Origin of the sequence: Cellulomonas sp. JH27-2, from assembly GCF_014837175.1 — a bacterium.
GTDB lineage: Bacteria > Actinomycetota > Actinomycetes > Actinomycetales > Cellulomonadaceae > Cellulomonas.
Genome location: NZ_JACYFR010000001.1, coordinates 356,031 through 382,285 on the forward strand (window position 1 = coordinate 356,031; position 26,255 = coordinate 382,285).

A 26,255-nucleotide genomic window follows, 5' to 3' on the forward strand; every position below is an offset into this window, starting at 1 on the left:
CTTTCCGCGCCGCCCGAGCAACGGGATTACAGCGAGCCGACGAGTCGGATGTGCCGCTCGGCGAAGGCCGCGTTGATCTCCCCCTCGACGGTCACCGCCGCACCGTCCACGTCGATGCGCAGGGTCACGCCGTGGGGCTGGGCCGGCAGCTGGACCCGGAGCTCGTACGACGTGGGCGTCAGCCACGCCCCGGCGGCGAGCAGCTCCACGTCGACCGCCTCGCCCAGCCGCATGACGCCCGACCGCCACCCGCCGTGCCCCACGTCGAAGCGGGCCTGACCGCCGTCCCACCGGAGCTCGATCGTGTCGGCGTCGTCGCCCGAGGCCCACGACGCGGACCGCACGGTCCACGGGTTAGCCTCGAACTCCACGGTCCGACCGGCGAGCACGTCGGACGCGGCACCAGCGACGGGGATCGGCAGCGCCCACGAGTCCAGCCGGGCCAGAAGCGCGGCATGCGCGGCGTCGTCGGGCGCTCGCACCTCCCCCACTCCCGGTAGCAGGTGCTCCCACACGAGCGCGAGCTCGCGGTGCATGTCCATGATCGCGCTGGTCGTCACGACGACCAGGTCCAGCCCCGGCACGACCACGCAGTACTGCCCGAACGCGCCGTCGCCGCGGTACGACCCGTGCCGCCCACGCCAGAACTGGTACCCGTACCCCTGCGCCCAGTCGCTGTCAGGATCGTCGCCGTTGGGCACCTGTCGCGCGGTCGCCTCGGCGGCCCAACCGACCGGCAGCACCTGGGTGCCGGACCACACCCCGTCCTGCAGGTAGAGCTGACCGAACACCGCGATGTCCTCGGTCGTCACCGACATCCCGAACCCGCCGGTGTCGATGCCCTGCGGCGACCGTTCGAAGGTCGCACCCTCGATCCCCAGCGGCTCGAGCAGGCGGGGGCGCAGGTAGTCGAGCACGCGCTGCCCGGTGACCCGCTGCACGATCGCAGACAGCACGTACGTCGCTGCGGTGTTGTAGACGAAGTGGGTGCCGGGCTCGTGCTCAACGGGCAGCGCGAGGAACGCCCGGGCCCAGTCGTCCCGCGAGAACGAGCGGTCGCTCGCGTCCTCGTCGTGCCCCGTGGTCATGGTGAGCAGGTGCCGCAGCCGCATGCGGCGCAGGTTCGCATCGGGTGACGCGGGCGCGAGGTCGGACAGATGCTCCAGCACCAGGTCGTCGACGTCCAGCAGGCCCTCGGCCTGCGCGAAGCCGACCGCTGTGGACGTGAAGCTCTTGCTCAGCGAGTACAACAGGTGGACGCGGTCCGACGAGTACGGCGCGGCCCACCCCTCCGCGATCACCTGACCGTGCCGCACGACCATGAGCGAGTGCAGCTCGCCCAGCTCCGTGATCGCGTCGAGCACGGCGAGCACGGCGGACGACGAGACGCCCTGCTGCTCGGGGGTGGATCGGGGCAGACGACGGGCTCCGGGCATGTCCGTCATCGTGGCACGGACCGCCGACACGACCACACGAAACCCATCGCGGGAATCGACGGGTCGGACCTCAGACGCCCGGCGTCGACTCCCGCAGCACGACCTCGGTCTCGATCCGCACGCCCGACCCGTCCCCGGCCGAGCCCAGCGCCAGCTCGGTCGCCGCGACCCCCAACTGCTCGAGCGGGATGCAGACCGTGGTCAGCCCGGGCACCACGTCACGCAGCGTGGTGATGTCGTCGAACCCCGCGAGCGCGACGTCGTCGGGCACCGACAACCCGGCGGCGCGCACGGCCGCGAGCGCCCCCAGCGCCATGACGTCGTTGACCGCGAACACGAGCTGCGGCCGCGGACCGGAGGCGAACACGGACGCCATCGCCTGCTCGCCACCCTCGTGCGTGAACTCGCCGTGCACCACGCGCACCTCGGGAACGCCCAGCGACCGCAGCCCGTCGACGAACCCGTCGCGCCGCTCGCGCGCCGTGAGGTGGTCCTCCGGACCGCCGAGCACGACGACGTCGCGGTAGCCCCGCTCGTGCAGCGCGACGGCCAGCGCCCTCGCGCCGGAGGCGTTGCCCACCTCGACGGTCGCGACGTCGGCGAGCGGTTGCCCGATGACGGCCACGCCTCCGCCCGCCTCCCGGTACTCCGTGACCGCGGCGGCCAGGGCGGCGTTCGCCTCGGGGTCGTCGTGCCGGCCGCCGGCGATGACGATGGCGCGCGCCCGCTGGCTCTGCAGCAGCTCGACGATCGTCACCTCGCGGGCGGTGTCGTGCTCCGTGCTGGCGAGGATCACCTGCAGGCCGGCGCCCTGTGCGGTGCGCGTGACACCGCGGGCGATCGACGAGAAGTACGGGTCGGCGATGTCGTGGACCAGCAGGCCGATGGAGTTGGTACGCCCCCTGGCCATCGCCTGCGCGTTGATGTCGGGGCGGTAGCGCAGGCGCTCGGCGGCCTCGACCACGCGGTCGCGCAGGTCCGGACGGACCACGCGGTTGGCGCTGCCGTTGATGGCGCGCGAGGCGGTTGCGAGCGAGACCCCCGCCTCGCGGGCCACGTCGCTGAGCGTCACCGGTCCGGTCATGCTCCGAAGGCTAGGGCAGGCGATGCGCTTCGACGGGCATCCTGGCGGGAAAGCCATCACCGCATCGCCGGGAAAGCGGTATCCTGACCGCGGAAAGGAACGACGACGTGACGAGCTCCCCCGATCGCCTCACCGACTGCGTGCTGGTGCTGCGGCCCGACGACCACGTGGGCGTGGCCACGACGGACCTGCAGTCGGGCACCACGCTCGCGCTCGACGACGGCGGCGCGCTCGTCGTCCGCCAGAGCGTCCCGCGCGGCCACAAGCTGGCAGTCCGCCCCGCGGCCTGCGGCGACCAGGTCCGCAAGTACGGCCAGAGCATTGGCCGGGCGACCCTCGACATCGCCGTCGGCGACCACGTCCACACCCACAACCTGGGCATGGACGACGCCGAACGCGCGTACGAGTTCGGGACCGCCCGCGTGACGCTGCCGCCGCCCGCTCAGGAACGCACCTTCCAGGGCTACCGCCGCAGCGACGGCCGGTGGGGCACCCGCAACTACGTGGGCATCGTGACGTCGGTGAACTGCTCGGCGTCGACCGCAAGGCTCATCGCCGACCAGTTCCGCGGCGCGGTGCTCGACGAGTTCCCCCACGTCGACGGCGTCGTCGCCCTCACCCACGACACCGGGTGCGGGCTCGTCCCGACGAGCGAGGGTGCGCAGATCACTCGTCGGACGCTGCGCGGCTACGCCGACCACCCCAACATGGCCGCGCTGCTGGTGCTGGGGCTGGGCTGCGAGATGCTGCCCGCGCAGAGCCTGCTCGACGGCCTGGAGCTGCCCGCCGACAAGCCGGTGCGCACCCTCGTCATCCAGGAGAACGGCGGCATCCGCGCCACGGTCCGGGCCGGCGTCGAGGCGATCCGGGACATGCTCCCGTCGATCGATGCGCTGCGTCGCGAGACGGCGCCCGCCTCGGCCCTCGTGCTGGGGCTCAACTGCGGCGGCTCCGACGGCTACTCGGGCATCACCGCCAACCCCGCGCTGGGCCACGCCTCCGACCTGCTCGTCGCCCAGGGCGGCACGAGCATCCTCGCCGAGACGCCCGAGGTGTTCGGCGCCGAGCACCTGCTGCTTCGTCGGGCCGTGTCCCGTGAGGTGGGCGAACGGCTGCTCACGCGCATCGACTGGTGGAAGCAGTACACCGCCGCCGGCGGCGGCACGCTGGACAACAACCCGTCGCCCGGCAACAAGGCGGGCGGCCTGACGACGATCCTCGAGAAGTCGCTGGGCGCCGTGGCCAAGGGCGGCACCGCGGAGCTGACCGCGGTGCACGAGTACGCCGAGCCGGTCACCGAACGCGGCTTCACCTTCATGGACACGCCCGGCTACGACCCGGTGTCCGTCACCGGCATCGTCGCGGGCGGCTCGACCGTCGTCGTCTTCACCACCGGCCGCGGCTCCGTGCTGGGCTGCAAGCCGACGCCGTCGATCAAGGTCGCCACCAACACCGCGACCTACCTGCGCATGCGCGAGGACATGGACCTCAACGCGGGCCGCATCGTCGACGGCACCGCGACCGTCGAGTCCGTCGGCGAGGAGCTGTTCGAGAAGATCCTCAGCGTCGCCTCGGGCGAGCAGACGGTCAGCGAGGAGCTGGACCTGGGCGCCGACGAGTTCGTCCCCTGGCAGCTGGGCGCAGTCACCTGACGCCCACCCGCGCTCACCCCGGGGCACCACCGGCGCCCCACGCGCGCGAGACAGACCTTTGCGGGTGAGAAAGACCTCTCCAGGGGTCTGTCTCACCCGCAAAGGTCTGTCTCGGCGGGGGCAGCAGGGCCGGGCCGGGGACTGCGGGGCCGCGGTGTCAGGGGCGGGCGTACGACTGCTGCGGGAGGCGGTACGCCAGGTCGACGGCCGTCTCCAGGGCCTCGTCGAGGTCCAGGCGGTGCTCGGCGACGAGCCGCGCGAGGTACCCCGCGTCGATGCGCCTCGCCAGGTCGTGGCGCGCGGGGATGGAGCAGTACGCGCGCGTGTCGTCGACGAAGCCGGTGGTGTTGGCGAAGCCGGCCGTGTCGGTGACGGCCTCACGGAACCGGCGCATGCCGTCCGGGGTGTCGAGGAACCACCAGGGAGCGCCGAGCCGGACGGCCGGGTAGACGCCCGCGATGGGCGCGAGCTCGCGGCTGAACGTGTCCTCGTCGACCGTGAACAGCACCATTCGCAGGCCGGGGTGGTGACCGAACGCCTCGAGCAGCGGGCGCAGGCCGTGCACGTAGTCGGTGGGCACGGGGATGTCGTACCCGACGTCGGGCCCGCGGACCGCGTGGACCGAGGCGTCGTGGTCACGCAGCACGCCCGGGTGCAGCTGCATGACGAGCCCGTCCTCGCTGGCCATGCGCGCGGTCTCGAACAGCATGTGGGCGCTGAAGGCCGCGGCGTCGGCCGGCGTGGCCTGGCCGCGCAGGGCGGCGACGACGATGCGGTCCGCCTCGGCGTCGGAGAGCGGGGTCGTGTCGGCGGACAGGTGGCCGTGGTCGCTCGCGCGGGCGCCGGCGGCGACGAAGGCCGCCCGACGAGCCTCGACGGCGGTGACCAGGTCGCGGTACCCGCCGACGGACACTCCGGCACGCGCCTCCAGCCGAGCGATGTCGTCGAGCCACGTCGGCCGGTCCACGTGGAAGACGGCGTCGGGCCGGAACGTCGGCACCACACGCTCGCCCCAACCGTCGGCGGCGAGGCGGGCGTGGTCGGCCAGGCTCGCGTCGGCGGCGTCCGTCGTCGACAGGACCTCGATGCCGAACCGCTCGAAGAGCGCGCGCGGTCGGAAGGCATCCTCCGCGAGCCGCGCCGACAGCTCGTCGAACAGACGGTCGGCACTGTCCGCGCTCGGTCGCTCGGTCAGGCCGAAGACCTCGACGAGCACGTGCTCCATCCAGTACCGGGTGGGCGTGCCGCGGAACAGCGACCAGTGGGCTGCGAACGTCCGCCAGATCGCGCGCGGGTCGGTCTCGACCGGACCGCCGTCGCGACGCGGCACGCCCAGCGCGTCGTGGGGGACGCCCTGCGAGACGAGCATGCGGACCAGGTAGTGGTCGGGGACGACGAGCAGCGAGGCCGGGTCGGCGAACGGCTCGTCGTCGGCCAGCAGCGCGGCGTCGACGTGCCCGTGCATCGCGACGATCGGCAGGTCACGCGTCTCGGCGTAGATGTCCCGTGCCAGCGGGCGCAGCACGGGGTCGGCCGGGAGGGCGCGATCGGGGTGCAACGTCCAGGGCTCCGCGGAACTGCCGGGGGTCGATCGTCGGGGTGCCTGCCCGGATACCGCCTGGTCGAACATGACCCTCCTGTCGCGCACACCCTCGTGCCTCGTCGTGCCCCGTCCGAGGTTCGGACCGATGAATCACAGTGCAAACGCATTCATTACCGATGGCGGCATGTCTGCGCAGGAAAGTACGGTACCTGGCAACCGCTTGCCTTGGCTAGCCTGCGCATGATGAAATCGCGTTCACGGCGTTCGCAACAACAGCCGACGAGGAGGTCGAGATGGTCGCCACGCTGCGCGACGTCGCCCGCGCCGCCGGGGTCTCCCCCGCCACCGCGTCCCGCGCGCTGTCCGCGCCGGAGCTCGTCGCCCCCGCTCGTCGAGCGCTCGTCGAGAAGGCCGCGCAGGACCTCGGCTACCGGCCCAACCTCGCCGCCCGCGGCCTGACCACGGGCCGCACCGGCAACCTGTGCCTGGTGGTGCCAGACCTCGGCAACCCGTTCTTCGCGGGGGTCGCCAAGGGCGTGCAGCGCCGGGCGCGCGAGCTCGGCCACGCGGTGTTCGTCGCGGACTCCGACGAGGACGCGCGCCTCGAGGCCGACCTCGTCGAGCGGCTGAGCGCGCAGGCCGACGGCACGCTCGTCTGCTCTCCGCGCATGTCCGACGAGCGCCTCGCGGAGCTCACGGCGGACCGGCACGTCGTGCTGGTGAACCGCCGCCTGCCCGGCCGCCCGTCGGTCGTCGTCGACAACACCGACGGCATGCGCCAGGCCGTCCGTCACCTGCACGCGCTGGGCCACCGCCGCATCGGTTACGCCGGCGGACCGGAGGGCTCGTGGTCGGACGCCCGACGGCGCGACGGCCTGAAGGTCGCCGCGCACGGGCTGCACCGCCTCGAGGTCGTCGACCTGGGGCACTTCGCCCCGACCGTCGTCGGCGGCACCGCCGCGGGCGACCTCGTGGCCGCAGCCTCCATCACCGCCGTCATCGCGCACAACGACCTGGTCGCCCTCGGCATCACCGAGCGGCTGCGCGTGCGCGGCCGCAGCGTCCCGGCAGACGTGTCCGTGATCGGGTACGACGACACCGTCGGGACGCTCGGCCACCCCGCGCTCACGACGGTGGCGATCCGGCTCGCACGCCTGGGCAGCGTGGCCGTGGACCTGCTGCTCGACGGCCGCGCGTCGACGGGTCGTGCCGCCGCGACGGGCGCCGACGAGGACGACATCTCCCTGCCCGTCGAGCTGGTGGTCCGCGGGACCACGGGCCCGGCGCCCACCCCACCGACCGACGGAGTCTCCCGATGAACCGGCTCAGCCTGGCGACCCTGCCCGCAGCCCGCGCGGGCGTCGCGGGACCCCGCGTGGTGCCCTCCTCCATCGGTGTCGTGCACCTGGGGCTGGGGGCGTTCCACCGCGCGCACCAGGCCGTGCTGACGGAGGACGCAGCGGCCGCGGCCGACGACGACCGGTGGGGCATCCTCGGCGTCACGCAGCGCTCGGCGCGCGTCGTCGACCAGCTCGCTCCGCAGGACGGCCTGTACGGCGTGCTGACCAAGGGCGCGGAGGCAACCTCCTTGCGCGTGATCGGCGCGCTGCGCGGCGTCGCGTTCCCGGGCACCTCGTCACCGGCGGTCCTGGCGCGCCTGGCAGCGCCGACGACGCACGTCGTGACGCTCACCGTGACCGAGAAGGGCTACCGGCGCACGGCCGACGGGGGGCCCGACCTGAGCGACCCCGACCTGGCCGCCGACCTGCTGGCGCTCCGCGACGAGCTCGGCGGAACGACCCCGTCGGCCCCGGCACGCTCCCCCATCGGCCTGCTCGTGCGGGGGCTCGCGCTGCGTCAGCGCAACGACGCCGGGCCGGTCACCGTGGTCTGCTGCGACAACCTGAGCGACAACGGCCGGGTGCTGTCCGAGCTCGTCGGCCGCGTCGTCGAGGTGGGTGGCTCCGCGTCGCTGCGCACGTGGGTGGAGCAGAACGTACGGTTCCCCTCGACGATGGTGGACCGGATCGTGCCCGCGACGACGGCTGCGCACCGGGCCGAGGCGGCCGAGCTGCTGGGGCTCGAGGATGCCGGCCTCGTCGTCGGCGAACCCTTCACGCAGTGGGTGATCGAGGACGACTTCGCCGGCCCGCGCCCCGCCTGGCACCTGGCCGGCGCGACGATGACGCACGACGTCGCCCCCTACGAGCGCGCCAAGCTGCGCGTGCTCAACGCGAGCCACTCGACGCTCGCGTACCTGGGCGCGCTGCGCGGGTACGCGACGATCGCGGAGGCCGTGTCCGACCCGGACCTGGCGGCAGTCTCCCGCGCGCTGGTCGACGACGACGTGCTGCCGACCCTGACGCCGCCGGACGGCACCGACCTGGGCGCGTACCGCGACGAGGTGCTGCACCGGTTCGCCAACCCGGCCACCGGCCACACGACCGTGCAGGTGGCGATGGACGGGTCGGTCAAGCTCCCGCAGCGCCTGCTGGGCACGGTCCGCGACCGGATCGCCGCGGGCGCGGTGCCGGATGCGGCCGCCACGGCCATCGCCGCCTGGGCCGCGTACGTGCACGCGACGACGCACGGCGCGCTGCTGGTCGACGGCCGCGAGGTGCGCCTCGACGACCCGATGGCCGCCCGCCTGGCGGAAGCCGCCGACGGGACGCTCGACGGCGTCGCCGGGCGGTTGCTGTCGCTGCGCGAGATCTTCGGCGACGACCTGAGCCAGGACGACGCGTTCCGCACCGCGGTCACCCAGGCGTTCCGCGAGCTCGTCACCCCGGTCCACGCGTAGGACGAGCCGAGTTCACCGCGACCGTTGACGACGGGCCGCATCGCCACGCTAGACTGGAAAGCGTATTCCCGGTGCCGACACCGACGCCGCGCCCCGGGCCGCCCGCACGCCACCCCGGAGGCTGTCCATGACCACCCGCACGCTGCGCATCGCGATGAACGGCATCACCGGCCGCATGGGCTACCGCCAGCACCTGGTCCGGTCGATCCTGCCCATCCGCGACCAGGGCGGGATCCTGCTCCCGGACGGGACACGCCTGCAGGTGGAGCCCATCCTGATCGGGCGCAACGCGGACAAGGTCGCGGACGTCGCGGCGCGGCACGGCGTCGAGCACTGGTCGACGGACCTCGACGGCGCGATCGACGACCCGAGCGTGGACGTCGTGTTCGACGCGTCCATGACGAGCCTGCGCGCGCAGACGCTGACCAAGGCGATGAAGGCCGGCAAGCACGTCTACACGGAGAAGCCGACGGCCGAGACGCTGGACGAGGCGATCGACCTGGCCAGGCTCGGGGCATCGTCGGGCATCACGGCCGGGGTGGTCCACGACAAGCTCTACCTCCCCGGCCTGGTCAAGCTGCGGCGCCTGGTCGACGAGGGCTTCTTCGGGCGGATCCTGTCGCTGCGCGGCGAGTTCGGCTACTGGGTGTTCGAGGGTGAGCACCAGGAGGCGCAGCGGCCGTCGTGGAACTACCGCAAGGAGGACGGCGGCGGCATGACGACCGACATGTTCTGCCACTGGAACTACGTGCTGGAGGGCATCCTGGGGGCCGTCAGGACGGTCACCGCGACCACCGTCACGCACATCCCGACCCGCTGGGACGAGCAGGGTCGCGAGTACGCCGCCACGGCCGACGACGCCGCCTACGGGATCTTCGACGTCGAGACCCCGTCCGGCGACCCGGTGGTCGCGCAGATCAACTCGTCCTGGGCCGTGCGGGTCTACCGCGACGAGCTGGTCGAGTTCCAGATCGACGGCACGCACGGCTCGGCCGTCGCCGGCCTGCGCAGGTGCGTCGCGCAGCAGCGCGCCCACACGCCCAAGCCCGTCTGGAACCCGGACCTGCCCGTGACCGAGCCGTTCCGCGACCAGTGGCTCGAGGTCCCCGCCAACGCCGAGCTCGACAACGGGTTCAAGCTGCAGTGGGAGGAGTTCCTGACCGACGTCCACGCCGGGCGCCCGCATCGCTTCGACCTGCTCTCGGCCGCCCGCGGCGTGCAGCTCGCGGAGCTGGGGCTGCGCTCGTCGGCCGAGGGGCGCCGGCTCGACGTGCCGGTGATCGAGCTGTGACGCTCGAACGGCTGTCGCTCAACACCGCGACGACGAAGGCGTGGGACCTGCGCGAGGCCGTCGAGGGCGCGGCCCGCGCGGGACTGCCCGCGGTCGGGCTGTGGCGCGACCGCGTCCAGGAGGTGGGTGCGGACAAAGCCGCGCGCATCGTCGCGGACGCCGGGCTGCGCGTCTCGTCGCTGTGCCGCGGGGGCTTCCTCACGGCGGCCGACGACGTCGCCGCGCGAGCCGCGCTCGACGACAACCGGCGCGCCGTCGTCGAGGCGGCGACCGTCGGGACCAGTGAGCTCGTGATGGTCGTCGGCGGGCTGCCCGCGTGCCCGGCGCCCGGCCTCGCGGCCGCACCCGCGGCGACCCTGCCGGATCCGGCGCGTGACCTCGTCGCCGCCCGCCAGCGCGTCGTCGACCGCATCGGTGAGCTCGTGCCCTTCGCCGCCGAGCACGGTGTGCGGCTCGTGCTCGAGGCGCTGCACCCGATGTTCGCCGCCGACCGGGCGGTCCTCTCGACGCTCGGTCAGGCGCTCGACATCGCCGAGGCGTTCGACGCGGCCACCGTCGGCGTCGTCGTGGACACCTACCACGTGTGGTGGGACCCGGACCTGCAGCGACAGATCGCGCGCGCGGGGGCCGGGGGCCGCATCGCCGGCTACCAGGTCTGCGACTGGATCCTGCCGCTGGCCGCCGACGCGCTGCTGTCCCGCGGGCACGTCGGCGACGGGTACATCGACTTCCCGACGATCACGCGGTGGGTCGCCGACGCCGGGTACACCGGCGACGTCGAGGTGGAGATCTTCAACCAGGCCGTCTGGGACACCCCGGGCGACGAGACCGTCGCGACGCTCGCCGACCGGTACGCGAGCCACGTCCTGCCGCACCTGGGCGATCGCGCATCATGACCGCATGACGACGCGTCGGCCGACCGCATGACGGCGGCGCCCGAATGACCGCGGTGCCCGCATGACGGCGGTGCTCGCATGACGGCGGTGCTCGCATGACCGCCGTGCTCGAGGCGATCGGCACGATGGCGGTCATCGTGCTGGCCGGGTGGTTCCTGGGTGCGCGCGGCACGCTCGGCGAGCACGCGGCGTCGGCGCTCGCGCGCGTCGTCTTCGTCGTCGCGACCCCTGCGCTGCTGCTGACGACCGTCGCGCACGCGGACCTGCACCAGCTCGTGTCGCGGTCCGCGGCGACGAGCTGGCTCAGCACGGCCGTCGTCGCGGGCGTCGCCGCACTGTTCTTCGCTCGCCGCCACCCGGCGGGAGAGGCGACGATCGCGACCCTCGCCGCGTCCTACGTCAACGCGGGCAACATCGGCCTGCCGCTGGCCGTCTACCTGCTGGGTGATGCGGTCGCCGTCGTGCCGCCGCTGCTCTTCCAGCTGCTGGTCCTGGCGCCCGTCGCGTTCACGATCCTCGAGTCGGCGGAGTCGCGGACCACGGCGCTGGGCCCCGTGCTGGGGCGCACGCTGCGCAACCCGATCATCGTCGCGACGCTGACCGGGTTGCTGCTCGCGGCGCTCCCGTGGTCGCTGCCCGACGTGGCCTTCGAGCCGCTGCGCGTCGTCGGTGCCGCCGCGGCACCGCTCGCGCTGCTGACGTTCGGGCTCTCCCTGGCCGGACCCCGCACGCCGCGGGGCGTGGTCCCGCGCGCCGACCTCGCGGTCGTCGTCGTCCTGCGCAACCTCGTGCACCCGGCGCTGGCCTGGGGCATCGGCACGCTGCTGGGCCTGCCGCCGCACGCGCTGCTGGCCGTCACGACGATGGCCGCGCTACCCACCGCGCAGAACGTGCTGGTCTACGCGATCCGCTACCGCACGTCCCCGGAGCTGGCCCGCGACGCCGGCGTCGTGACGACGATCGTCTGCGTCCCGGTCCTGCTGGTGGTCGCCGCGCTGCTGTCGTGAGGTCCTAGCGGACCACGTCGATCGTCGCCGGTTCGGCGTGGTCGACGACGATCGTCGCCGGACCCGGGAGCGCGTCGGCGGGGACGGTGACCACCGTCGTCAGCTCGCCGCTCGCGTCGGCGTCGCCCGTGGCCAGCGTCGCGGTCCGGTTCTCCTGCTGCCAGGTGACCGCGAGCCCGGTGCGCGGGGTCCAGGTGACGGGGCTGCGGCCGGTGTCGGGGCACTCGTCGTCGCCGCTGACGTCGAACTGGTCGTGGCTGACGACCGTGAGCGTGTCGCCGGGGTGCGCCGTCGTCGCCGAGACCTCCGTGGCGGGCACCGCGCACGCCGCCGAGCCGCTCACCCCGCTGTCACTGCTCGCCCCGCTGTCACTGCTCTCCCCGCTGTCGCACCCCGCCAACGAGACGACCACGAGCACGCACGCCAGGAGCAGTCGTGTGCCCATCACCGCACCTCCCACCGCCAGGCGACCAGTAGAGCAGGTCGCGCGATCGGGTGTCAGGCCCAGGGCGCGCCCAGCTGGGTGAACGTGCGCTGCTCGCGCCCGGCCCGCTCGCACCAGGCCTCGACGTCGGCGACCACCGGCCAGGCCTCGTCACCCGTCCCGCGCCGGTCGAGCCACTCGTCGGCGATCGGCGCCGGGTCGGGAGCGGTGCGCACGGCGTCCAGCACGCGCATGAAGCCGCCGGTCGAGGCGACGTCGGCGCACAGGGCGTCGGCGCGCCCGGCACGCACGTCGAGCAGGTTGGTCAGCAGGTCGCCGCGCGTCGAGCCGATGCGCCGACGACCGCGACGGCCGTCCACCTCGATGTCGTCGGTCTCGTAGAAGAGGGTCGCCGTGCCGTGCGAGCCGTACAGCACCACGCGCGCGGGCGACCGCCCCGGCGCGCACACCGTCAGGCCGGCGCCGACGCGCAGGCCGGTGTCCGTCGTGACGACCACGCTGGACGTGTCGTCGGCCTCGATCGGGTGTGCGCGGTGCAGGTCGACGACGACGTCCGCGACCTGCTCGGCACGTGACGCGTCCGCCAGCAGCAGGGCCGTGGCCACCGCGTGCGCGAGCGGGTTGGTGACGACGCCGTCGACCACCGCCACGCCGTCGAGCGTGCGCCGGCCCGCCCACCGTGCGCGACCGTAGTACGCGGCCGTGCGCACCCAGGTGCCGACCGCGCCGATGCCCTCGAGCGTCCCGATCTCCCCGTCCGCGACGATCCGGTCCAGCACGCGCAGCGCATGCGACGCGTAGGTCTGGAAGCCCACCTGGCACAGCCGCGCGGTCTGCGCGACGACGTCCAGCAGCTCGGCGTGCTCGGCCATCGACGTGACCGTCGGCTTCTCGAGCAGCACGTCGGACCCCGCCCGCATCGCGGCGGACGCGAGCGCCAGGTGCGTGTGGATCGGGGTCGCCAGCACGACGACGTCGGGTGCGCGGTCGGCCAGGAGCTGGTCGAGGTCGGCGTACCAGCGCACGCCGTCCGGGACGTCCGGGTGGCCGTCCACGGGCCGCGGGTCGACGACGGCCGCGATCCGGACGCTGCCGTCGAGCTGCTGCTCGGCCAGGCGACGCAGGTGGCTGGCGCCGTGGCCGTGCACGCCGACGACGGCCACCGACGGGGCCAAGTTCGCGGTCGTGGCCCTCACGCCCATGCCTGCCCCGCCAGCTCCGCGCACTCGTCCTCGGTCAGCGCACGGTCGACGACGACGGCCGCGACCCCGACGCTCAGCGCGTCCCCCGCCGCGATGCCGAGCGGCGCGTCCCACGCGAGCGCGGGCCCGGCGCCGACGTACTCACGCACGCGGACGAACCACGGCCGCACGTCGGTCGGCTGCACCAGGAGCAGGGTCGTCGTCGCCTGCTCGCGGCGCTGCACCAGTGCGAGCCACGGCGACGAGCTGCCGTGCACGGCGTCCTCGCCCACGAGCCCCTCACCCAGCACGGTCGTCGCGTCCGCCGACGGCAGCCGCCAGAAGATCCCGCCGTAGCCGGCGCCGGGGCGGCCGTTGGTGGCCGGGCTCTCGATCCGCACCGCGCCGTGCCGCGCGTCGAGCACGGACGTCCAGCGCATGGCCCAGCCGCTCGCGTCGTCGAGCGGGGACGCGGCGATGCGACGCTCCTCGCGCAGCTGCGGGCGGCCGTGCTCGTCGCGCCAGACCAGCCGGTCGACCAGCGTCGTGCCGTCGTCTCCGAACCGCACGCCCAGGCTGTCCTGGCGGCCGTGGTTGGGCAGCAGCGTCGGGCCCTCGTCGCGCAGGAACGTGCGACCGCCCCAGTGCGACGTCCCGTTCACCGACGCCACGGCCATCGAGACGCCGTAGTGGTGCCGGTGGTCCACGGGGCTCGTCTGGGTGAGCGCGACCCCGCACGCGCTGCGCACCGGGTGCAGGAACGGCCGCGGCGAGTGCACCGACGCGAGCGACGTGCCCGTGTCGTAGTGCGCGAGCGGGATCCGGACGTCGTCGTCGGGCCCGACGCGGACGACGCCCGTGAGGGTCGCGGCGTCCCCTTCCGCCCAGGTCGTCGTCAGCACGGACGTGGTGCTGTCGCTGCGGAGTCTCACGTGGTCGGCCTCCAGTCGGGCGCCCGGCGGGACCGGTCCGGTGCTCGCCCGCACGGCGAGGACCGGGCGGATGGCCGCCGGAGAGGGGTCGGGATGGTCACCGGCGACGAGCGCCGCCAGGTGCTGCCAGGCCAGCCGGCCCAGCTCGCGCTGGGGGACGGCTGCGGTGGTCATGGACGGGACCGCGAAGCGGGCGAACTCGATGTCGTCGAACCCGGTCACGGAGATCTCGGCCGGGACGGCGACGCCCAGCTCGTTGAGGCGCGCCAGCAGGCCGAACGCGACGAGGTCGTTGTAGGCGACGACGGCGGTGGCGCGCGACGCGAGGACGTCCTCGGCGGCCGCATAGCCGGACTCGACCGACGGTCCTGCCGCGCGCTCGCTCAGCCGGACGCCGTCCAGGCGCGCGGCGGCGGCGCGCAGCGCGCCCAGGCGGGTCAGGTGGGAGGCCGACGACGGCGGGCCGGCCAGGTAGAGCAGGTGGCGGTGGCCGAGCCCGACGAGGTGCTCGACGATGTCCTCGACGCCGGCGGCGTAGTCGATCGTGAGGGTCGACGTGATGCCGTCCTGCTCGCGGTTGACGACGACGACGGGTCCCACCTGCTGCAGGAGCGTGCGCAGGGTGGCCTCGGGCATCCGCGGGGACACCAGCACCAGCGCGTCGCACCGCGTGCGGGCGTCGAGCGCCACCTGCTGCTCGTCGACCTCGGACTCGCTGGTGTCCGCGACCAGCACGCGGTACCCCGCCTCCCCCGCCGCGCCGGCCACGCCGCGGAGCACCTGCTGGAACATGGGGTTCGCGAGGTCGGGAACCACCACGGCCACCGTGTTGGTGCGGCCCAGCGACAGGCTGCGGGCGACGTTGCTGGGGCGGTACTGGAGTCGCTCGGCCACCTCACGGACGCGTTGCGCGAGGTCGGGGTCGACCGTCACGCGACCGTTCATCACGCGCGACACGGTCGCGCGGGACACGCCGGCGGCGTTGGCCACCTCGGCGATCGTGGGCGCGGTGCGGGCCCACACGTTCTGCGTCATTGCAGCCTCCTGCGGTACGTCGTCGGGTCCTTCGCGGACGAGGGAACCCGAGACGGATCGCGTCTCGAACGGCGGACGTCACGGTCCGGATACGGCCGAACATACACGATGGGAAACCGGTTCCCAAGAGCCTGACCCGGTGCTACGGTACCGGCGAGGGAACCGGTTTCCCACGAACGAGCACAACGAGGTGATCGCAGATGTCAGTGGTGTCAGAGCTGCGCCGGACCGCCCGGTCCGGCCGTGGCGGACCGCCCGGCAAGGGCACGAGCACGCCGGACGGGGCGGGCGGCGCGGTACGCAGGTCCCGTGGCGACGGCAAGATGGCCGCCATCTTCCTGGCGCCCTGGTTCCTGGGCCTGGGGCTCATCACGATCGGCCCCATGGTCGCCTCCGCGTACCTGTCGTTCACCGACTACAACCTGCTGCAGCCGGCCAAGTGGATCGGCTTCGGCAACTTCACTCGGATGTGGGAGGACGACCGCCTCCACCAGTCGCTCAAGGTCACGTTCACCTACGTCGTCACGGCCGTCCCGCTCCAGCTGATCGCCGCCCTCGGCCTCGCGATGCTGCTGGACCGCGGCATGCGCGGCCTGGCGTTCTACCGCTCCGTGTTCTACCTGCCCTCGCTGCTGGGCGGGTCGGTGGCCGTCGCCATCCTGTGGCGGCAGGTGTTCGGCGTGGACGGTCTGGTCAACGCCTTCCTCGGCTTCTTCGGCGTGCAGGGCCAGGGTTGGGTCTCCGACCCCGACACGGCGCTGGGCACCATCGTGCTGCTCCACGTGTGGACCTTCGGCGCTCCCATGATCATCTTCCTGGCGGGCCTGCGGCAGATCCCGGAGATGTACTACGAGGCCGCGTCGATCGACGGCGCCGGCAAGATCCGCCAGTTCCGCTCCGTCACGCTCCCCCTCCTGACGCCCATCATCTTCTTCAACCTGGTGCTGCAGATCATCGGGGCGTTCCAGAGCTTCACGCAGGCCTTCGTCGTCTCCGGAGGCTCCGGTGGCCCGACGGACTCGACCCTCTTCTACACGCTGTACCTCTACCAGAAGGGCTTCGGCTCCCTGGAGATGGGGTACGCGTCCGCCATGGCGTGGCTGCTGGTGCTCATCGTCGCCGCGATGACCGCCATCAACTTCCTCGCCTCCAAGTACTGGGTGTTCTACAGTGACTGACCTTCAGATGCGCCCCGACCCCGCCGCCGGGATCCATGACTCCCGGCCCGACTCGTCGGCCCGCGCCATGGCCACCGCCCACCGCCGCCGTTCCCCCTGGCCGGCCCGCACGCGCTCGGTGCTCAAGCACCTGGGCCTCATCGCCCTCGCGCTCATCATGCTCTACCCCCTGCTCTGGCTGGTGGCGAGCTCGATCAAGCCGAACGACGAGATCTTCCGCGACCTGTCGCTGATCCCGCAGAACATCGACCTCAGCAACTACTCCAACGGCTGGACCGCCCTGTCGGAGCCGTTCGGCCGGTACCTGCTGAACTCGGCCGTGATCGTGCTCGGCTCGCTGATCGGCAACCTCGTCAGCTGCTCGATGGCCGCCTACGCGTTCGCCCGGCTGGAGTTCCGCGGCCGCAAGCTGTGGTTCTCGATCATGCTCATGTCGATCATGCTGCCGATCCACGTGATCATCGTCCCGCAGTACGTGCTCTTCTCGAAGCTCGAGTGGATCAACACGTTCCTGCCGCTGATCGTGCCGAAGCTGCTGGCCACGGACGCGTTCTTCATCTTCCTCATGGTCCAGTTCTTCCGCGGCATCCCGCGCGAGCTGGACGAGGCCGCCCGGCTGGACGGGTGCGGTCACATCCGCATCTACCTGCGGATCATGCTGCCGCTGTCCGGCCCGGCGCTGGCGACCACGGCCATCTTCACCTTCATCTGGACGTGGAACGACTTCTTCAGCCAGCTCATCTTCCTGACCAAACCGAACATGTACACCGCTCCCGTCGCGCTGCGCACGTTCCTCGACTCCACGGGCCAGAGCTCGTGGGGACCGATGTTCGCGATGTCGCTCGTGACGCTGATCCCCGTGTTCCTCGTCTTCCTCTTCGGCCAGAAGTACCTGGTCAAGGGGATCGCCACGACCGGCATCAAGTAGCACCCGTCACCCGGCCCAGCCCGGGTGACGGCAGCACGAACCCGGGACCGATCCTCCCGGGGTGACCAGCACAGAGTCGTCTCGTCACGAAGGAGAACCATGAACCGCCGTTTGATCCGATCGACCAGCTTCCGGGTCGCCGCCCTCGCAGCCGTCGGCGCGCTCGCACTCACCGCCTGCGGGTCGTCGGACGACGACGCCAGCGGTGGCTCCACGTCGGGCGGTGACGAGAAGGTCACCATCCGGTTCTCCTGGTGGGGGTCCGACACGCGCCACACCCTGACGCAGGACGTCATCAAGGACTTCGAGGCCCTGCACCCCAACATCACCGTGACGCCCGACTACACGGACTGGGACTCGTACTTCGACAAGCTCAGCACGTCGGTGGCCGGGGGCGACGCACCGGACGTCATCACGCAGGAGGAGCGCTTCCTGTCCGACTACGCCAACCGCGGCGTCCTGGCCGACCTCAACGACCTGGGCCTCGACACCTCGAAGATCGACAAGTCCGTGCTCCAGAGCGGCACGATCGACGGCAAGCTCTACGGCATCGCGACGGGCATCAACGCGTACACCATCGTCGCGGACCCGGACGCGTTCAAGGCCGCCGGCGTCGAGATGCCCGACGACAAGACGTGGTCGTGGGACGACTACGTGAGCCTGGCCAACGAGATCAGCAAGAAGTCGGACGGCAAGATCGTCGGCGCCCAGGACTACGGCTCCAACGAGGCCGGCTTCTCCATCTACGCCCGTCAGCGCGGCCAGTCCCTGTACAAGGAGGACGGCTCTGTCGGCTACGACGACGCGACGCTCGCCGCGTGGTGGCAGAACTCGATCGACATGCAGAAGGCCGGCGGTCAGCCGACTGCGGCCCAGAGCGTCGAGCTCGGCAACGCCGGGCCCGAGCAGTCGCTCATCGGGACCGGCAAGGGCGCGATGGCGTGGTATTGGACCAACCAGCTCACGGCCATCACCAACGCCGCGGGTCACCCGCTGCAGCTGCTCCGCGTCCCCGGCGAGACCGGCAACCAGCGCTCCGGCATGTACTTCAAGCCCGCCATGTTCTACTCCGTCTCCGCGAAGTCGAAGCACCCCAAGGAGTCGCAGATGCTGGTCGACTACCTGGTCAACTCGACGGAGGCCGGCAAGAAGATCCTGTCCGACCGTGGCCTGCCCGCCAACACCGACGTCCGCGCGGCGGTCACCGACAGCTTCAACGACACCGACAAGCAGGCGGCGCAGTTCCTCGCCGACCTGGGCAGCGACATCGTCGACGGCCCCCCGGTCCCGCCGAACGGTGCCGGTGACGTCGCCGACATCATCAAGCGCGTGAACGAGGAGGTGCTCTTCGAGAAGAAGTCTCCCGCCGAGGGCGCCGCGGAGTTCACCGAGCAGGTCACCGCAGCAACCACCAAGTGACCCTGCGCTCCTGAGCACGACGAGAAGAGGGCCCCCCGCCACCGGCGGGGGGGCCCTCTTCTCGTGCGTCGGGGTCAGCGGTCGACGCGGGCGCCGCCTCCGCCGGCCAGCTTGAGGACCTCAGCCTTGGTGACCATGGTCGTGTCGCCGGGCGTGGTCATGGCGAGCGCACCGTGCGCGGCCCCGTAGTTCACCGCGACGCCCAGGTCCTCCCCCTCGAGCAGGCCGAAGACGAGGCCCGACGCGAACGAGTCGCCCCCGCCCACGCGGTCCAGGATCTCCAGGCGCTCGCGGTGCGTGGCCTGCACCAGGCCGGACGTCCGCGACCAGGCCAGCGCGCCCCAGTCGTTGACCGTGGCGGAGTGGACCGTGCGCAGCGTCGTCGCGATCACGGCGAAGTTGGGGTAGGCCTGCGACACGCGTTCGATCATGGCGCCGAACGCGTCGACCTCGAGGCTCGAGAGGTTCTCGTCGACGCCCTCGACCTCGAAGCCGAGCGACGCCGTGAAGTCCTCCTCGTTGCCGATCATGACGTCGACGAAGGGCGCGATCTGGCGGTTCACCTCCTGCGCGCGGGCCTGCCCGCCGATCGACTTCCACAGGCTGGGCCGGTAGTTGAGGTCGTAGGAGACGACGGTCCCGTGCCGCTTGGCGGCCTGGACCGCGGCCAGCACGGTGTCCGCCGACGTCTCCGAGAGGGCCGCGAAGATGCCACCGGTGTGCAGCCAGCGCACCCCGAGCTCGCCGAACAGGTGGTCCCAGTCGACGTCGCCGGGGGCGAGCTGAGACGCGGCGGTGTTGCCGCGGTCGCTCACGCCGACCGCGCCGCGCACCCCGAAACCGCGCTCGGTGAAGTTCAGGCCGTTGCGGACTGTGCGGCCGATGCCGTCGTAGGGCACCCACCGCACGAACGACGTGTCCACGCCGCCGGTCAGCATGCAGTCCTCGACGAGCCGGCCGATCTCGTTGTCGGCGAGCGCGGTGACGATCGCGGCGCGCAGCCCGAAAGCGCGGCGCAGGCCACGGGCCACGTTGTACTCGCCGCCGCCTTCCCACACCCGCAGGTTCCGGGTGGTGCGGATGCGGCCCTCGCCCGGGTCCAGGCGGAGCATCACCTCACCCAGGGAGACGATGTCGTAGCGGGTGTCCGCCGCGGGACGGATGCTCAGGTCGGTCATGTCAGGCTCCCTGCAAGGCTTCGGATCGGGGGCGGAGCTCGTCGGCCAGCGCGACGGCGTCCGCGACGAGGTCGCGCACGAGCGTGAGGTCGCCGGCGGCGACGAGGTCGCGGGGCACCATCCAGGAACCGCCGACGGCCGCGACGGACGGCAGCGCGAGGTACTCACCCAGGTTCGTGGGACCCACACCGCCGGTCGGGACGAACGTCAGGCCGACGAAGGGCGCCGCCAGCGCCGCGATGGCCTTCGGGCCGCCCGACGTCCCTGCCGGGAAGAACTTGACCGTGCTCACGCCCAGCTCCAGGGCGGCCTGCACCTCGGTCGCCGTGACCGCGCCGGGCAGCGCGAGCACACCGTGCTCGGCGCACCGCTCGATCACGGCCCGGCTGGTCCCGGGTGAGACCACGTACGAGGCGCCGGCGGCGACGGCCTCATCGACCTGCCGCGGGGTGAGGACCGTGCCGGCGCCGACGAGGACGTCGCCGCGGTCGGCCATCGCACGAATGGCGTCGGGCGCGGCCGCGGTGCGGAACGTCACCTCCGCGACGGGCAGGCCGCCGTCGACGAGGGCCTGGGCGAGGGCGTCGGCGTGCGCCGCGTCGTCGATCACGACGACGGGCACGAGCCGATGACCGGTGAGGCGGGTCAGGATGTCGTTCACTGAGAGAGCTCCATTGCGCTGTCCGAAACAAGGTAACCGCTGAACGAAACGAGTCTACCGTGCGTGACGTCGCCCGACCACGGCCGCTACGGGCCACCCGGCCGATCGATCCACGGATAGAGTCGACGACGAGGCCGGCCGGTGAGCGTCGGCGAGCGGGAGCACCTCGAACCGCGGGCGCCCGCCACGGCGCTGGGCGGGCGGGTCAGGCGGAGGCGGTCTCCGGGAGGTGGAGGCCCGGTGGGAGGAACGTCGGGAGCACGACCCGCATGCGGGTGTGCAGGTCGTCGACCCGCTGTGGTCCGAACCTCTCGACCGGGACCGTGACGCTGACCGCGGCGACCGAGGCCCCGCCGCGGAGCACCGGGACCGCGACGCACGCGATGCCGGGTTCGTTCTCCTGGTCCTCGATCGCCCGGCCCGTCGCGCGCGCGAGCGCCACCTGCTCGCGGACCCGGTCGTCGACGGCGTCGCCGTAGCCGGCCAGCGCGTCCGTACCCGTCGCCCGGTACGCGAGCATCGCGCGACCGAGCGCCGTGGTCAGCGCGGAGCTTCGTCGCCCCACCTCCGACCACACGCGCACGGGGCGGTCCGGCTCCACCTTGTCCAGGTACAGGACCTGGCTGCCGGTGAGCACGCCCAGGTGCACCAGCTCGTCGACGTCCCGCGAGAGCGCGACGAGCGCCGGGTGCAGCAGGACCTGCAGATTCTCGACCGACAGGTACGCCTCCCCGAGCGCGACGGCTTCGCCGCCGAGCGAGTACGCGCCCGTGCGCGGGTCCTGCGTCACGAACTCGCGGAACCGCAGCGCCGCGAGGGTGCGGTGCACGGTCGTCTTGTGGATGCCGAGCCGCATCGCCAGGTCCGCGAGCACGAGGCCTCGCGGACCGGCCGCGGCGAGCGCACCGAGCACCTGCAACGCCCGGTCGACGCTCTCGATCGGCGACGTGGCGGAGGGGGCGGGCGACTCTGCGCTCATGCTCGCCATCGTGGCACGAGTCCAGGGCTGCCCCGACCGCGGGCGCGCGCCGGCCCCTCACCGAACGCGCGTCCGCCGGCGCGAGCGCGCGCCGCACGCCACCCGCCCTCGGTGCGGCAGGCACGCGGTCGCGGAGAGAGGCACGCGGGCGGGTGGGTCGAGCGCGTGGCGGGGGAGGGGCGGCTAGGTGGGGGGCGGGTCAGTGGATGTTGCCGTGCTCGCGGAACTCGCGCCAGACGTTCTCGAAGAAGTCGTCGTCCTCGGGGATGGGCCGACGAGCGCGCCAGCGGAAGACCGGGGTCCCTGCGGGGTCGTCGGGAGACCGCGGCTCGACGGCCGACCATGCCGCGTCGGGCGTCGCGCCTGGCGGGACCCACGCCGCCTCCTGGACCTCCTCGTCGAGCGCGCCGCCGTCCAGGGCGAAGCGGAAGACGTCCGGCAGGTCGAGCTCGTCGTCGGACGCGTCGCCGTGCCCGACGAGCGGAAGCGTCCCGTCGGCGTCGGTGTACAGCACCGAGCCGCGCGACCGTCCGCCGTGCGCGACGTAGTCCGCCATCGCCGACAGGTAGACGTACGCGCTGGTGAGGATGTCGCGGACCAGGAACGTGCGGTTGACCGAGCGGCGGCTGGAGGCGTCGGCGGACACCGTGTCGTCGTACGCGCACAGCCACGTGTGCACCTGCTCGAGCGCCTCGCGGATGGACGCGGCCGACCGCACCGGGCCCGCCTTCTCGCTCATCAGCACCTGGACGGCGGTCAGCAGCTCGCCGGTGTTGTCGGGCGTCCCGCCCGCGGCCCGCGCCGACGCGCGACGCACCAGACCCGCGGCGGCGGCGAGCACCGGGCCTGCGGCGGCGGCGAAGGTGGCCTCGTCGGACGGCGCCTGCGTCCGACGAGCGGCGACGAGCTGCGCGGCCCTCGTCGCCCCCACCTGACCGCTGTTGAGCGCGGCACCGCCCGGCCGGTAGACGCCGTGCGCACCGCCCGCCTCCCCCACCGGGAAGAACCCCGCGACGTTGGACTGCCACCACGCGTCCACCACCAGGCCGCCGTTGTTGTGCTGCGCGCACACGTCCACCTCGAGCATCTGCTGCTCGAGGTCCACGTACGGGTTCTTACCCAGGTAGAACTGGTAGGCGGGCTCGTTCATGGCGCGCAGACGCTCGATGGGCGTGCCGAACAGGACGCCCGCGCGCTCCAGGTAGTCGTGGGCCTCGGGGCTCAGGGCGGACGCGTCGAGCTCGTCGCGGACAGGGTTGCGGCGGAAGTCGAGGAACACCCGACGACCGCGTAGCACGGTCTCGCGGTAGACGAGCAGGTCGATGAGGCTCGAGCCGTCGCGCGCCTTGCGGATGTCGAACGGCCACTGGTAGCCCTTGAGGAACACCATCGACAGCAGGCGCCCGTAGTCGTCGATCGCCTCGGTGAGGAACTCCCGCTCGTCGTTCCCGTCGGCGTCCGTGGACACGAACCGCGGGATGACCTGCATGTACGTGCCCGACACGTTCCAGCGCGGGTGCGTGGAGGCGAGGCCGAACTGCCACTCCGTGAGGTTCTTGCCGTGGACACCCGCGCGGTAGGCAGCCCCCGACGCGCCCCACTGGCCGTGGGGGAACACGCGCGTCGCGTACATCCCCGCAGGGCCGCCCGTCGCGTAGACGAGGTTGGTGCAGCGGAACAGCAGCCATGGGCTGAGCGCGCCGTCGTGCGGCACGTCCGTGCGCAGGACCAGCAGCCCGACGACCTCGCCGTCCCGCACCACGACGTCGACCACCCGGCACTCGTCGAAGATGCGGGTGCCGTTGCGGTGGACCTTCTTCTCGAGCTGCTCGACCATGCTGCGGCTCGTGTAGGGACCCACGGACGTGGCCCGACGACGAGGGTCGTGGTCGGTCTTGTAGCCGATGAACTCGCCGAACCGGTTCTGCGGGAACGGCACGCCCAGGTCGCACAGGCGCAGGAACCCGCGGGCGGACAGCGCGGCCTCGGCCAGGGCGTTGTCGCCGTCCATCGCACCGCCGGAGAACAGCGTCTGCGCCATCTCGTGCACCGAGTCGCCGTCGCCACCGGACAGCGTGAGCTTGTAGTACGTCTGCTTGTCGGAGCCCGCGTTGCGGCTGGACCCGGCGTTGACCTTGTCGGCCACCATGACGACGTCGTCCTGGCCCAGCTCCCACAGGCGGTCCGCAGCACAGAACCCCGCGGAGCCGGTCCCGACCACCACGGTGTTGGCGGTGACGACGGGGACCTCGCGCCCGTCGATCGTCCACGTCTGCATCACAGCACCGGGATGTGCATGGCGCCGTCGACGTGGAAGACCTCGCCCGTCGAGTACGGCGTCTGACCGGACGCGAGGATCGAGACGGCGCCCGCCACGTCGGACGGCCGGCCCCAGCGGGCGACCGGGACCGCGCCGCTCGCGAAGAGCGCGTCGTACTTCTCGGTCACGCCCGCGGTCATGTCGCTGGCGATCACGCCGGGTCGCACCTCGTAGACGACGATGCCCTCGGGGGCCAGGCGCACCGCGAAGAGCTGGGTCGCCATCGCGACGCCCGCCTTGGAGATGCAGTAGTCGCCGCGGTTGGTGGAGACCGTGGTGGCCGAGATGGAGGAGACGTTGACGACGGTGGCGACGGGCCGGTCGACCGGGACGTCGGCCGCGCCGCGCAGCGCGATCACGCGGTTGGCGAAGGTCTGCGTGAGGAAGTAGGGACCGCGCAGGTTGATGCCGAGGACCCGGTCGAAGCTGTCGGTGCCCGCCTCGAGGAGGTCGGCGCGGACGGTCGGCGCGACGCCCGCGTTGTTGACCAGCACGTCGAGCCGCCCCCAGGCGTCGACCGCGTCGTCGACGAAGAGGCGATGGTCCGCCGCCTCGGCGACGGAACCACGCACGTACCGGACGCGGTCGTCGGCGCCGGCCAGCTCGCGGAGCTCCGCCAGCACGTCGACCGGCTTCTCGCGTGTCGCCAGGATCGAGACGGCGAACCCGTCCTGGACCAGCCGTCGGCTGATCCCCAGACCGATCCCCCGGTTGCCCCCGGTGACCAGCGCAACTGCCGGCACCGCCGCCGTGTCCGCCGTCGGGCGGCTCTCCGGAGCGTTCACAGCTCCACGCCCAGGTCCAGGTCGGCGATCGTCACGGGCTGGCCCGTGAGCAGGGAGCGGTTGGCCGCGATGCCCACCGCGACGGCTCGCACGCCGTCCAGGTAGCCCGCCGGCCGGCCGAGCGGGTCGTCGGAGATTCGCAAGTGACCGCGGAACACGTCCTTGAGCAGGATGGCGTCGCCACCGCCGTGGCCTCCGATCCCGGCGGGGATCGGGTACTCGGTGGCCGCCTCCCAGTGCCGCTGCACCAGGAGATGGTCGCCCTCGGGGCGCAGGACCGAGGTGCCGTACGCGCCAGGGTTCGCCGACGGGTCCAGCACCGGCCGTCCCTCCGGGCTCAGCACGATCGCCCCGCGTTCCACCACCGACAGCTCTGCGCGACCGGCGGTCCCGTTCACCGTGACGCGGTACCCCTCCCACGGGCTGTGCGCGTTGAGCGAGTAGGTGAGCATCGCGCCGCCGCGGTAGTCCACGACGAGGGCCATGTTGTCCTCGATCGTGATGCCCGGCCCGAAGACGTCCTGGTCGCGGATGTAGCCGTCGTGCTGCTCGGAGTCGAGGTACAGGGCCTTGAGGCGCGGGTCGTCGTTGAGGTCGAGCGCGAACGGGTCGCCCGTCGCCCCGGTCCCACGCGCCGGGCGGTCGCCGAGCCCGCGCTCGTCGGCGTTCTTGTCGCCGTAGAACCGCAGGGCGCCGGACGCGTAGACGCGCGCGGGGACGTCGTCCAGCCACCAGTTGACCAGGTCGAAGTGGTGGCTCGACTTGTGCACCAGCAGCCCGCCCGAGCTCTGCTTGTCGCGGTGCCAGCGGCGGAAGTAGTCGGCGCCGTGCACGGTGTCGAGCGCCCACTCGAAGTGCACGCTCGTCACCTCGCCGATCGCGCCCGAGCGGATCACCTCGCGCAGCGACGAGTTCCGCGGCGCGTAGCGGTAGTTGAAGGTCATCGTGAGGTCGCGGCCGGTCTCGGCGACGGCGCCGGTGATGCGGCGGCACCCCTCGACCGTGGTGGTCAGCGGCTTCTCGACGACCACGTCCGCGCCGGCCGCCAGCGCGCGCGCGACCAGGTCGGCATGGGTGTGGTCCGGTGCGGTCACGACGACGACGTCGACGTGCTGCTCGGCGACCATCTGCTCGAGCTCGTCCGGCGCGTAGCGCGGCAGGTCGGCGGCGCCGGCCTCGCCCCCCACCAGCGCGTCGTAGTAGTCGATCCGGCCCGGGTTGGGGTCGAGCCAGGCGACGAGGGTCGCGACGTCCGCGTGCTCCCCGGTGATCGCGCCGACGTACATGCCGGCCCGGTGCCCCGTGCCGACGACCGCCACCCGGCGCTGCCCGCCGTGCGGTGCGGGCGCGAAGTCCGGGACGACGCCCGCTCCCGCCTCGGTGGCACGGTGGGAAGCGGGGCGGGGGGCGGTCGGGTTCTGGTCGTTCACGATGTCCTCGGGGTCACGCGGGCGTCGTCGTCCGCTACGGAAAGCGTGTTCCCGCATACCTTACGGCGGCCCCCG

At 72.6% G+C, this 26,255-nt stretch carries 21 protein-coding genes; 9 read left to right on the forward strand and 12 right to left on the reverse strand.

The genetic code is table 11. The features are described from left to right. Positions 1–26: 26 nt before the first annotated feature. Both IC607_RS01695 and IC607_RS01700 read right to left on the reverse strand, forming a co-directional pair. Complete coding sequence (locus IC607_RS01695) at positions 27–1,436, reverse strand: serine hydrolase (protein WP_191785259.1); 1,410 nt, start codon at positions 1,434–1,436, stop codon at positions 27–29. A gap of 70 nt (positions 1,437–1,506) precedes the next feature. Next, positions 1,507–2,520 carry a LacI family DNA-binding transcriptional regulator gene (locus tag IC607_RS01700; RefSeq protein ID WP_191785260.1) on the reverse strand — a complete coding sequence of 338 codons (1,014 nt, stop codon included), beginning with the start codon at positions 2,518–2,520 and terminating at the stop codon, positions 1,507–1,509. Positions 2,521–2,627: 107 nt separating this feature from the next. Between IC607_RS01700 and IC607_RS01705 the strand changes: the two genes are divergently transcribed. Continuing rightward, positions 2,628–4,172, forward strand: a complete 1,545-nt coding sequence (locus tag IC607_RS01705; protein ID WP_191785261.1) for an altronate dehydratase family protein — start codon at positions 2,628–2,630, stop codon at positions 4,170–4,172. Between the two features lie 157 nt (positions 4,173–4,329). Here the strand turns inward: IC607_RS01705 and uxaC are convergent, their stop codons facing one another. After that, positions 4,330–5,802, reverse strand: coding sequence for a glucuronate isomerase (gene uxaC, locus IC607_RS01710; protein ID WP_191785262.1), 1,473 nt, complete (start codon positions 5,800–5,802; stop codon positions 4,330–4,332). A 206-nt stretch (positions 5,803–6,008) separates the two neighbouring features. On the opposite strand from uxaC, the gene IC607_RS01715 reads away from it, so the two are divergent. From IC607_RS01715 to IC607_RS01735, 5 genes are all read left to right on the forward strand, one after another. Further along, positions 6,009–7,034, forward strand: a complete 1,026-nt coding sequence (locus IC607_RS01715; RefSeq protein ID WP_191785263.1) for a LacI family DNA-binding transcriptional regulator — start codon at positions 6,009–6,011, stop codon at positions 7,032–7,034. Then, positions 7,031–8,515, forward strand: a complete 1,485-nt coding sequence (locus IC607_RS01720) for a mannitol dehydrogenase family protein (protein WP_191785264.1) — start codon at positions 7,031–7,033, stop codon at positions 8,513–8,515. The genes IC607_RS01715 and IC607_RS01720 overlap by 4 nt, the downstream gene beginning before the upstream one ends. Before the next feature lie 127 nt (positions 8,516–8,642). Beyond that, on the forward strand, positions 8,643–9,806 hold the full coding sequence (locus IC607_RS01725) for a Gfo/Idh/MocA family protein (RefSeq protein ID WP_370525947.1): 1,164 nt from the start codon (positions 8,643–8,645) through the stop codon (positions 9,804–9,806). Beyond that, positions 9,803–10,702 carry a sugar phosphate isomerase/epimerase family protein gene (locus IC607_RS01730; protein WP_191785265.1) on the forward strand — a complete coding sequence of 300 codons (900 nt, stop codon included), beginning with the start codon at positions 9,803–9,805 and terminating at the stop codon, positions 10,700–10,702. The genes IC607_RS01725 and IC607_RS01730 overlap by 4 nt, the downstream gene beginning before the upstream one ends. A 95-nt stretch (positions 10,703–10,797) precedes the next feature. After that, positions 10,798–11,709, forward strand: a complete 912-nt coding sequence (locus tag IC607_RS01735) for an AEC family transporter (protein ID WP_191785266.1) — start codon at positions 10,798–10,800, stop codon at positions 11,707–11,709. Positions 11,710–11,713: 4 nt separating this feature from the next. On the opposite strand, the gene IC607_RS01740 is transcribed toward IC607_RS01735, so the two are convergent. The 3 genes from IC607_RS01740 to IC607_RS01750 are packed head-to-tail and all read right to left on the reverse strand — an operon-like array spanning position 11,714 to position 15,302. Next, positions 11,714–12,154 (reverse strand): hypothetical protein, encoded by a 441-nt coding sequence (locus IC607_RS01740; protein WP_191785267.1) that lies wholly within the window; start codon positions 12,152–12,154, stop codon positions 11,714–11,716. 53 nt (positions 12,155–12,207) lie between these two features. After that, on the reverse strand, positions 12,208–13,356 hold the full coding sequence (locus IC607_RS01745; protein WP_191785268.1) for a Gfo/Idh/MocA family protein: 1,149 nt from the start codon (positions 13,354–13,356) through the stop codon (positions 12,208–12,210). Then, positions 13,347–15,302 (reverse strand): DUF6807 family protein, encoded by a 1,956-nt coding sequence (locus IC607_RS01750; protein WP_191785269.1) that lies wholly within the window; start codon positions 15,300–15,302, stop codon positions 13,347–13,349. Before IC607_RS01750 ends, IC607_RS01745 begins: the two co-directional genes overlap by 10 nt. 200 nt (positions 15,303–15,502) lie before the next feature. On the opposite strand from IC607_RS01750, the gene IC607_RS01755 reads away from it, so the two are divergent. The 3 genes from IC607_RS01755 to IC607_RS01765 all read left to right on the forward strand — a co-directional run bounded on the left by IC607_RS01755 (position 15,503) and on the right by IC607_RS01765 (position 18,827). Further along, positions 15,503–16,480 carry a carbohydrate ABC transporter permease gene (locus IC607_RS01755; protein WP_191785270.1) on the forward strand — a complete coding sequence of 326 codons (978 nt, stop codon included), beginning with the start codon at positions 15,503–15,505 and terminating at the stop codon, positions 16,478–16,480. A gap of 7 nt (positions 16,481–16,487) precedes the next feature. After that, positions 16,488–17,408, forward strand: a complete 921-nt coding sequence (locus IC607_RS01760) for a carbohydrate ABC transporter permease (protein ID WP_191785271.1) — start codon at positions 16,488–16,490, stop codon at positions 17,406–17,408. Positions 17,409–17,507: 99 nt separating this feature from the next. Then, positions 17,508–18,827 (forward strand): ABC transporter substrate-binding protein, encoded by a 1,320-nt coding sequence (locus IC607_RS01765; protein WP_191785272.1) that lies wholly within the window; start codon positions 17,508–17,510, stop codon positions 18,825–18,827. 74 nt (positions 18,828–18,901) lie between these two features. Here IC607_RS01765 and IC607_RS01770 read toward each other — a convergent pair whose 3' ends face one another. From IC607_RS01770 to IC607_RS01795, 6 genes are all read right to left on the reverse strand, one after another. Further along, on the reverse strand, positions 18,902–20,005 hold the full coding sequence (locus IC607_RS01770; RefSeq protein WP_191785273.1) for a sugar kinase: 1,104 nt from the start codon (positions 20,003–20,005) through the stop codon (positions 18,902–18,904). A gap of 1 nt (position 20,006) precedes the next feature. After that, entirely contained in the window at positions 20,007–20,666 is a 660-nt protein-coding gene (locus tag IC607_RS01775; RefSeq protein ID WP_191785274.1) for a bifunctional 4-hydroxy-2-oxoglutarate aldolase/2-dehydro-3-deoxy-phosphogluconate aldolase, read from the reverse strand. Positions 20,667–20,871: 205 nt separating this feature from the next. Further along, a complete protein-coding gene (locus tag IC607_RS01780) occupies positions 20,872–21,645 on the reverse strand; it encodes an IclR family transcriptional regulator (protein ID WP_191785275.1) in 774 nt (257 codons plus the stop codon). 199 nt (positions 21,646–21,844) lie between these two features. After that, positions 21,845–23,923 carry an FAD-binding protein gene (locus tag IC607_RS01785; RefSeq protein WP_191785276.1) on the reverse strand — a complete coding sequence of 693 codons (2,079 nt, stop codon included), beginning with the start codon at positions 23,921–23,923 and terminating at the stop codon, positions 21,845–21,847. Next, the gene (locus tag IC607_RS01790) at positions 23,923–24,750 is read right to left on the reverse strand and encodes a 3-ketoacyl-ACP reductase (RefSeq protein ID WP_370525948.1); all 828 of its coding nucleotides are present in this window, start codon (positions 24,748–24,750) and stop codon (positions 23,923–23,925) included. Before IC607_RS01790 ends, IC607_RS01785 begins: the two co-directional genes overlap by 1 nt. After that, positions 24,747–26,183: a Gfo/Idh/MocA family protein gene (locus IC607_RS01795; protein WP_370526013.1), complete on the reverse strand. Its 1,437-nt coding sequence runs from the start codon at positions 26,181–26,183 to the stop codon at positions 24,747–24,749. The genes IC607_RS01790 and IC607_RS01795 overlap by 4 nt, the downstream gene beginning before the upstream one ends. Between the last annotated feature and the right edge of the window lie 72 nt (positions 26,184–26,255).

Excerpts from the sequence above, each read along its gene's own strand:
- IC607_RS01750 (WP_191785269.1), bottom strand. The coding sequence starts at position 15,302 with ATGACGCAGAACGTGTGGGCCCGCACCGCGCCCACGATCGCCGAGGTG.
- IC607_RS01715 (WP_191785263.1), top strand. The coding sequence starts at position 6,009 with ATGGTCGCCACGCTGCGCGACGTCGCCCGCGCCGCCGGGGTCTCCCCC.
- IC607_RS01695 (WP_191785259.1), bottom strand. The coding sequence starts at position 1,436 with ATGCCCGGAGCCCGTCGTCTGCCCCGATCCACCCCCGAGCAGCAGGGC.
- IC607_RS01755 (WP_191785270.1), top strand. The coding sequence starts at position 15,503 with ATGTCAGTGGTGTCAGAGCTGCGCCGGACCGCCCGGTCCGGCCGTGGC.
- IC607_RS01720 (WP_191785264.1), top strand. The coding sequence starts at position 7,031 with ATGAACCGGCTCAGCCTGGCGACCCTGCCCGCAGCCCGCGCGGGCGTC.
- IC607_RS01760 (WP_191785271.1), top strand. The coding sequence starts at position 16,488 with ATGCGCCCCGACCCCGCCGCCGGGATCCATGACTCCCGGCCCGACTCG.
- IC607_RS01780 (WP_191785275.1), bottom strand. The coding sequence starts at position 21,645 with ATGAGCGCAGAGTCGCCCGCCCCCTCCGCCACGTCGCCGATCGAGAGC.
- uxaC (WP_191785262.1), bottom strand. The coding sequence starts at position 5,802 with ATGTTCGACCAGGCGGTATCCGGGCAGGCACCCCGACGATCGACCCCC.
- IC607_RS01785 (WP_191785276.1), bottom strand. The coding sequence starts at position 23,923 with ATGCAGACGTGGACGATCGACGGGCGCGAGGTCCCCGTCGTCACCGCC.
- IC607_RS01740 (WP_191785267.1), bottom strand. The coding sequence starts at position 12,154 with ATGGGCACACGACTGCTCCTGGCGTGCGTGCTCGTGGTCGTCTCGTTG.
- IC607_RS01700 (WP_191785260.1), bottom strand. The coding sequence starts at position 2,520 with ATGACCGGACCGGTGACGCTCAGCGACGTGGCCCGCGAGGCGGGGGTC.
- IC607_RS01725 (WP_370525947.1), top strand. The coding sequence starts at position 8,643 with ATGACCACCCGCACGCTGCGCATCGCGATGAACGGCATCACCGGCCGC.
- IC607_RS01765 (WP_191785272.1), top strand. The coding sequence starts at position 17,508 with ATGAACCGCCGTTTGATCCGATCGACCAGCTTCCGGGTCGCCGCCCTC.
- IC607_RS01735 (WP_191785266.1), top strand. The coding sequence starts at position 10,798 with ATGACCGCCGTGCTCGAGGCGATCGGCACGATGGCGGTCATCGTGCTG.
- IC607_RS01745 (WP_191785268.1), bottom strand. The coding sequence starts at position 13,356 with ATGGGCGTGAGGGCCACGACCGCGAACTTGGCCCCGTCGGTGGCCGTC.
- IC607_RS01770 (WP_191785273.1), bottom strand. The coding sequence starts at position 20,005 with ATGACCGACCTGAGCATCCGTCCCGCGGCGGACACCCGCTACGACATC.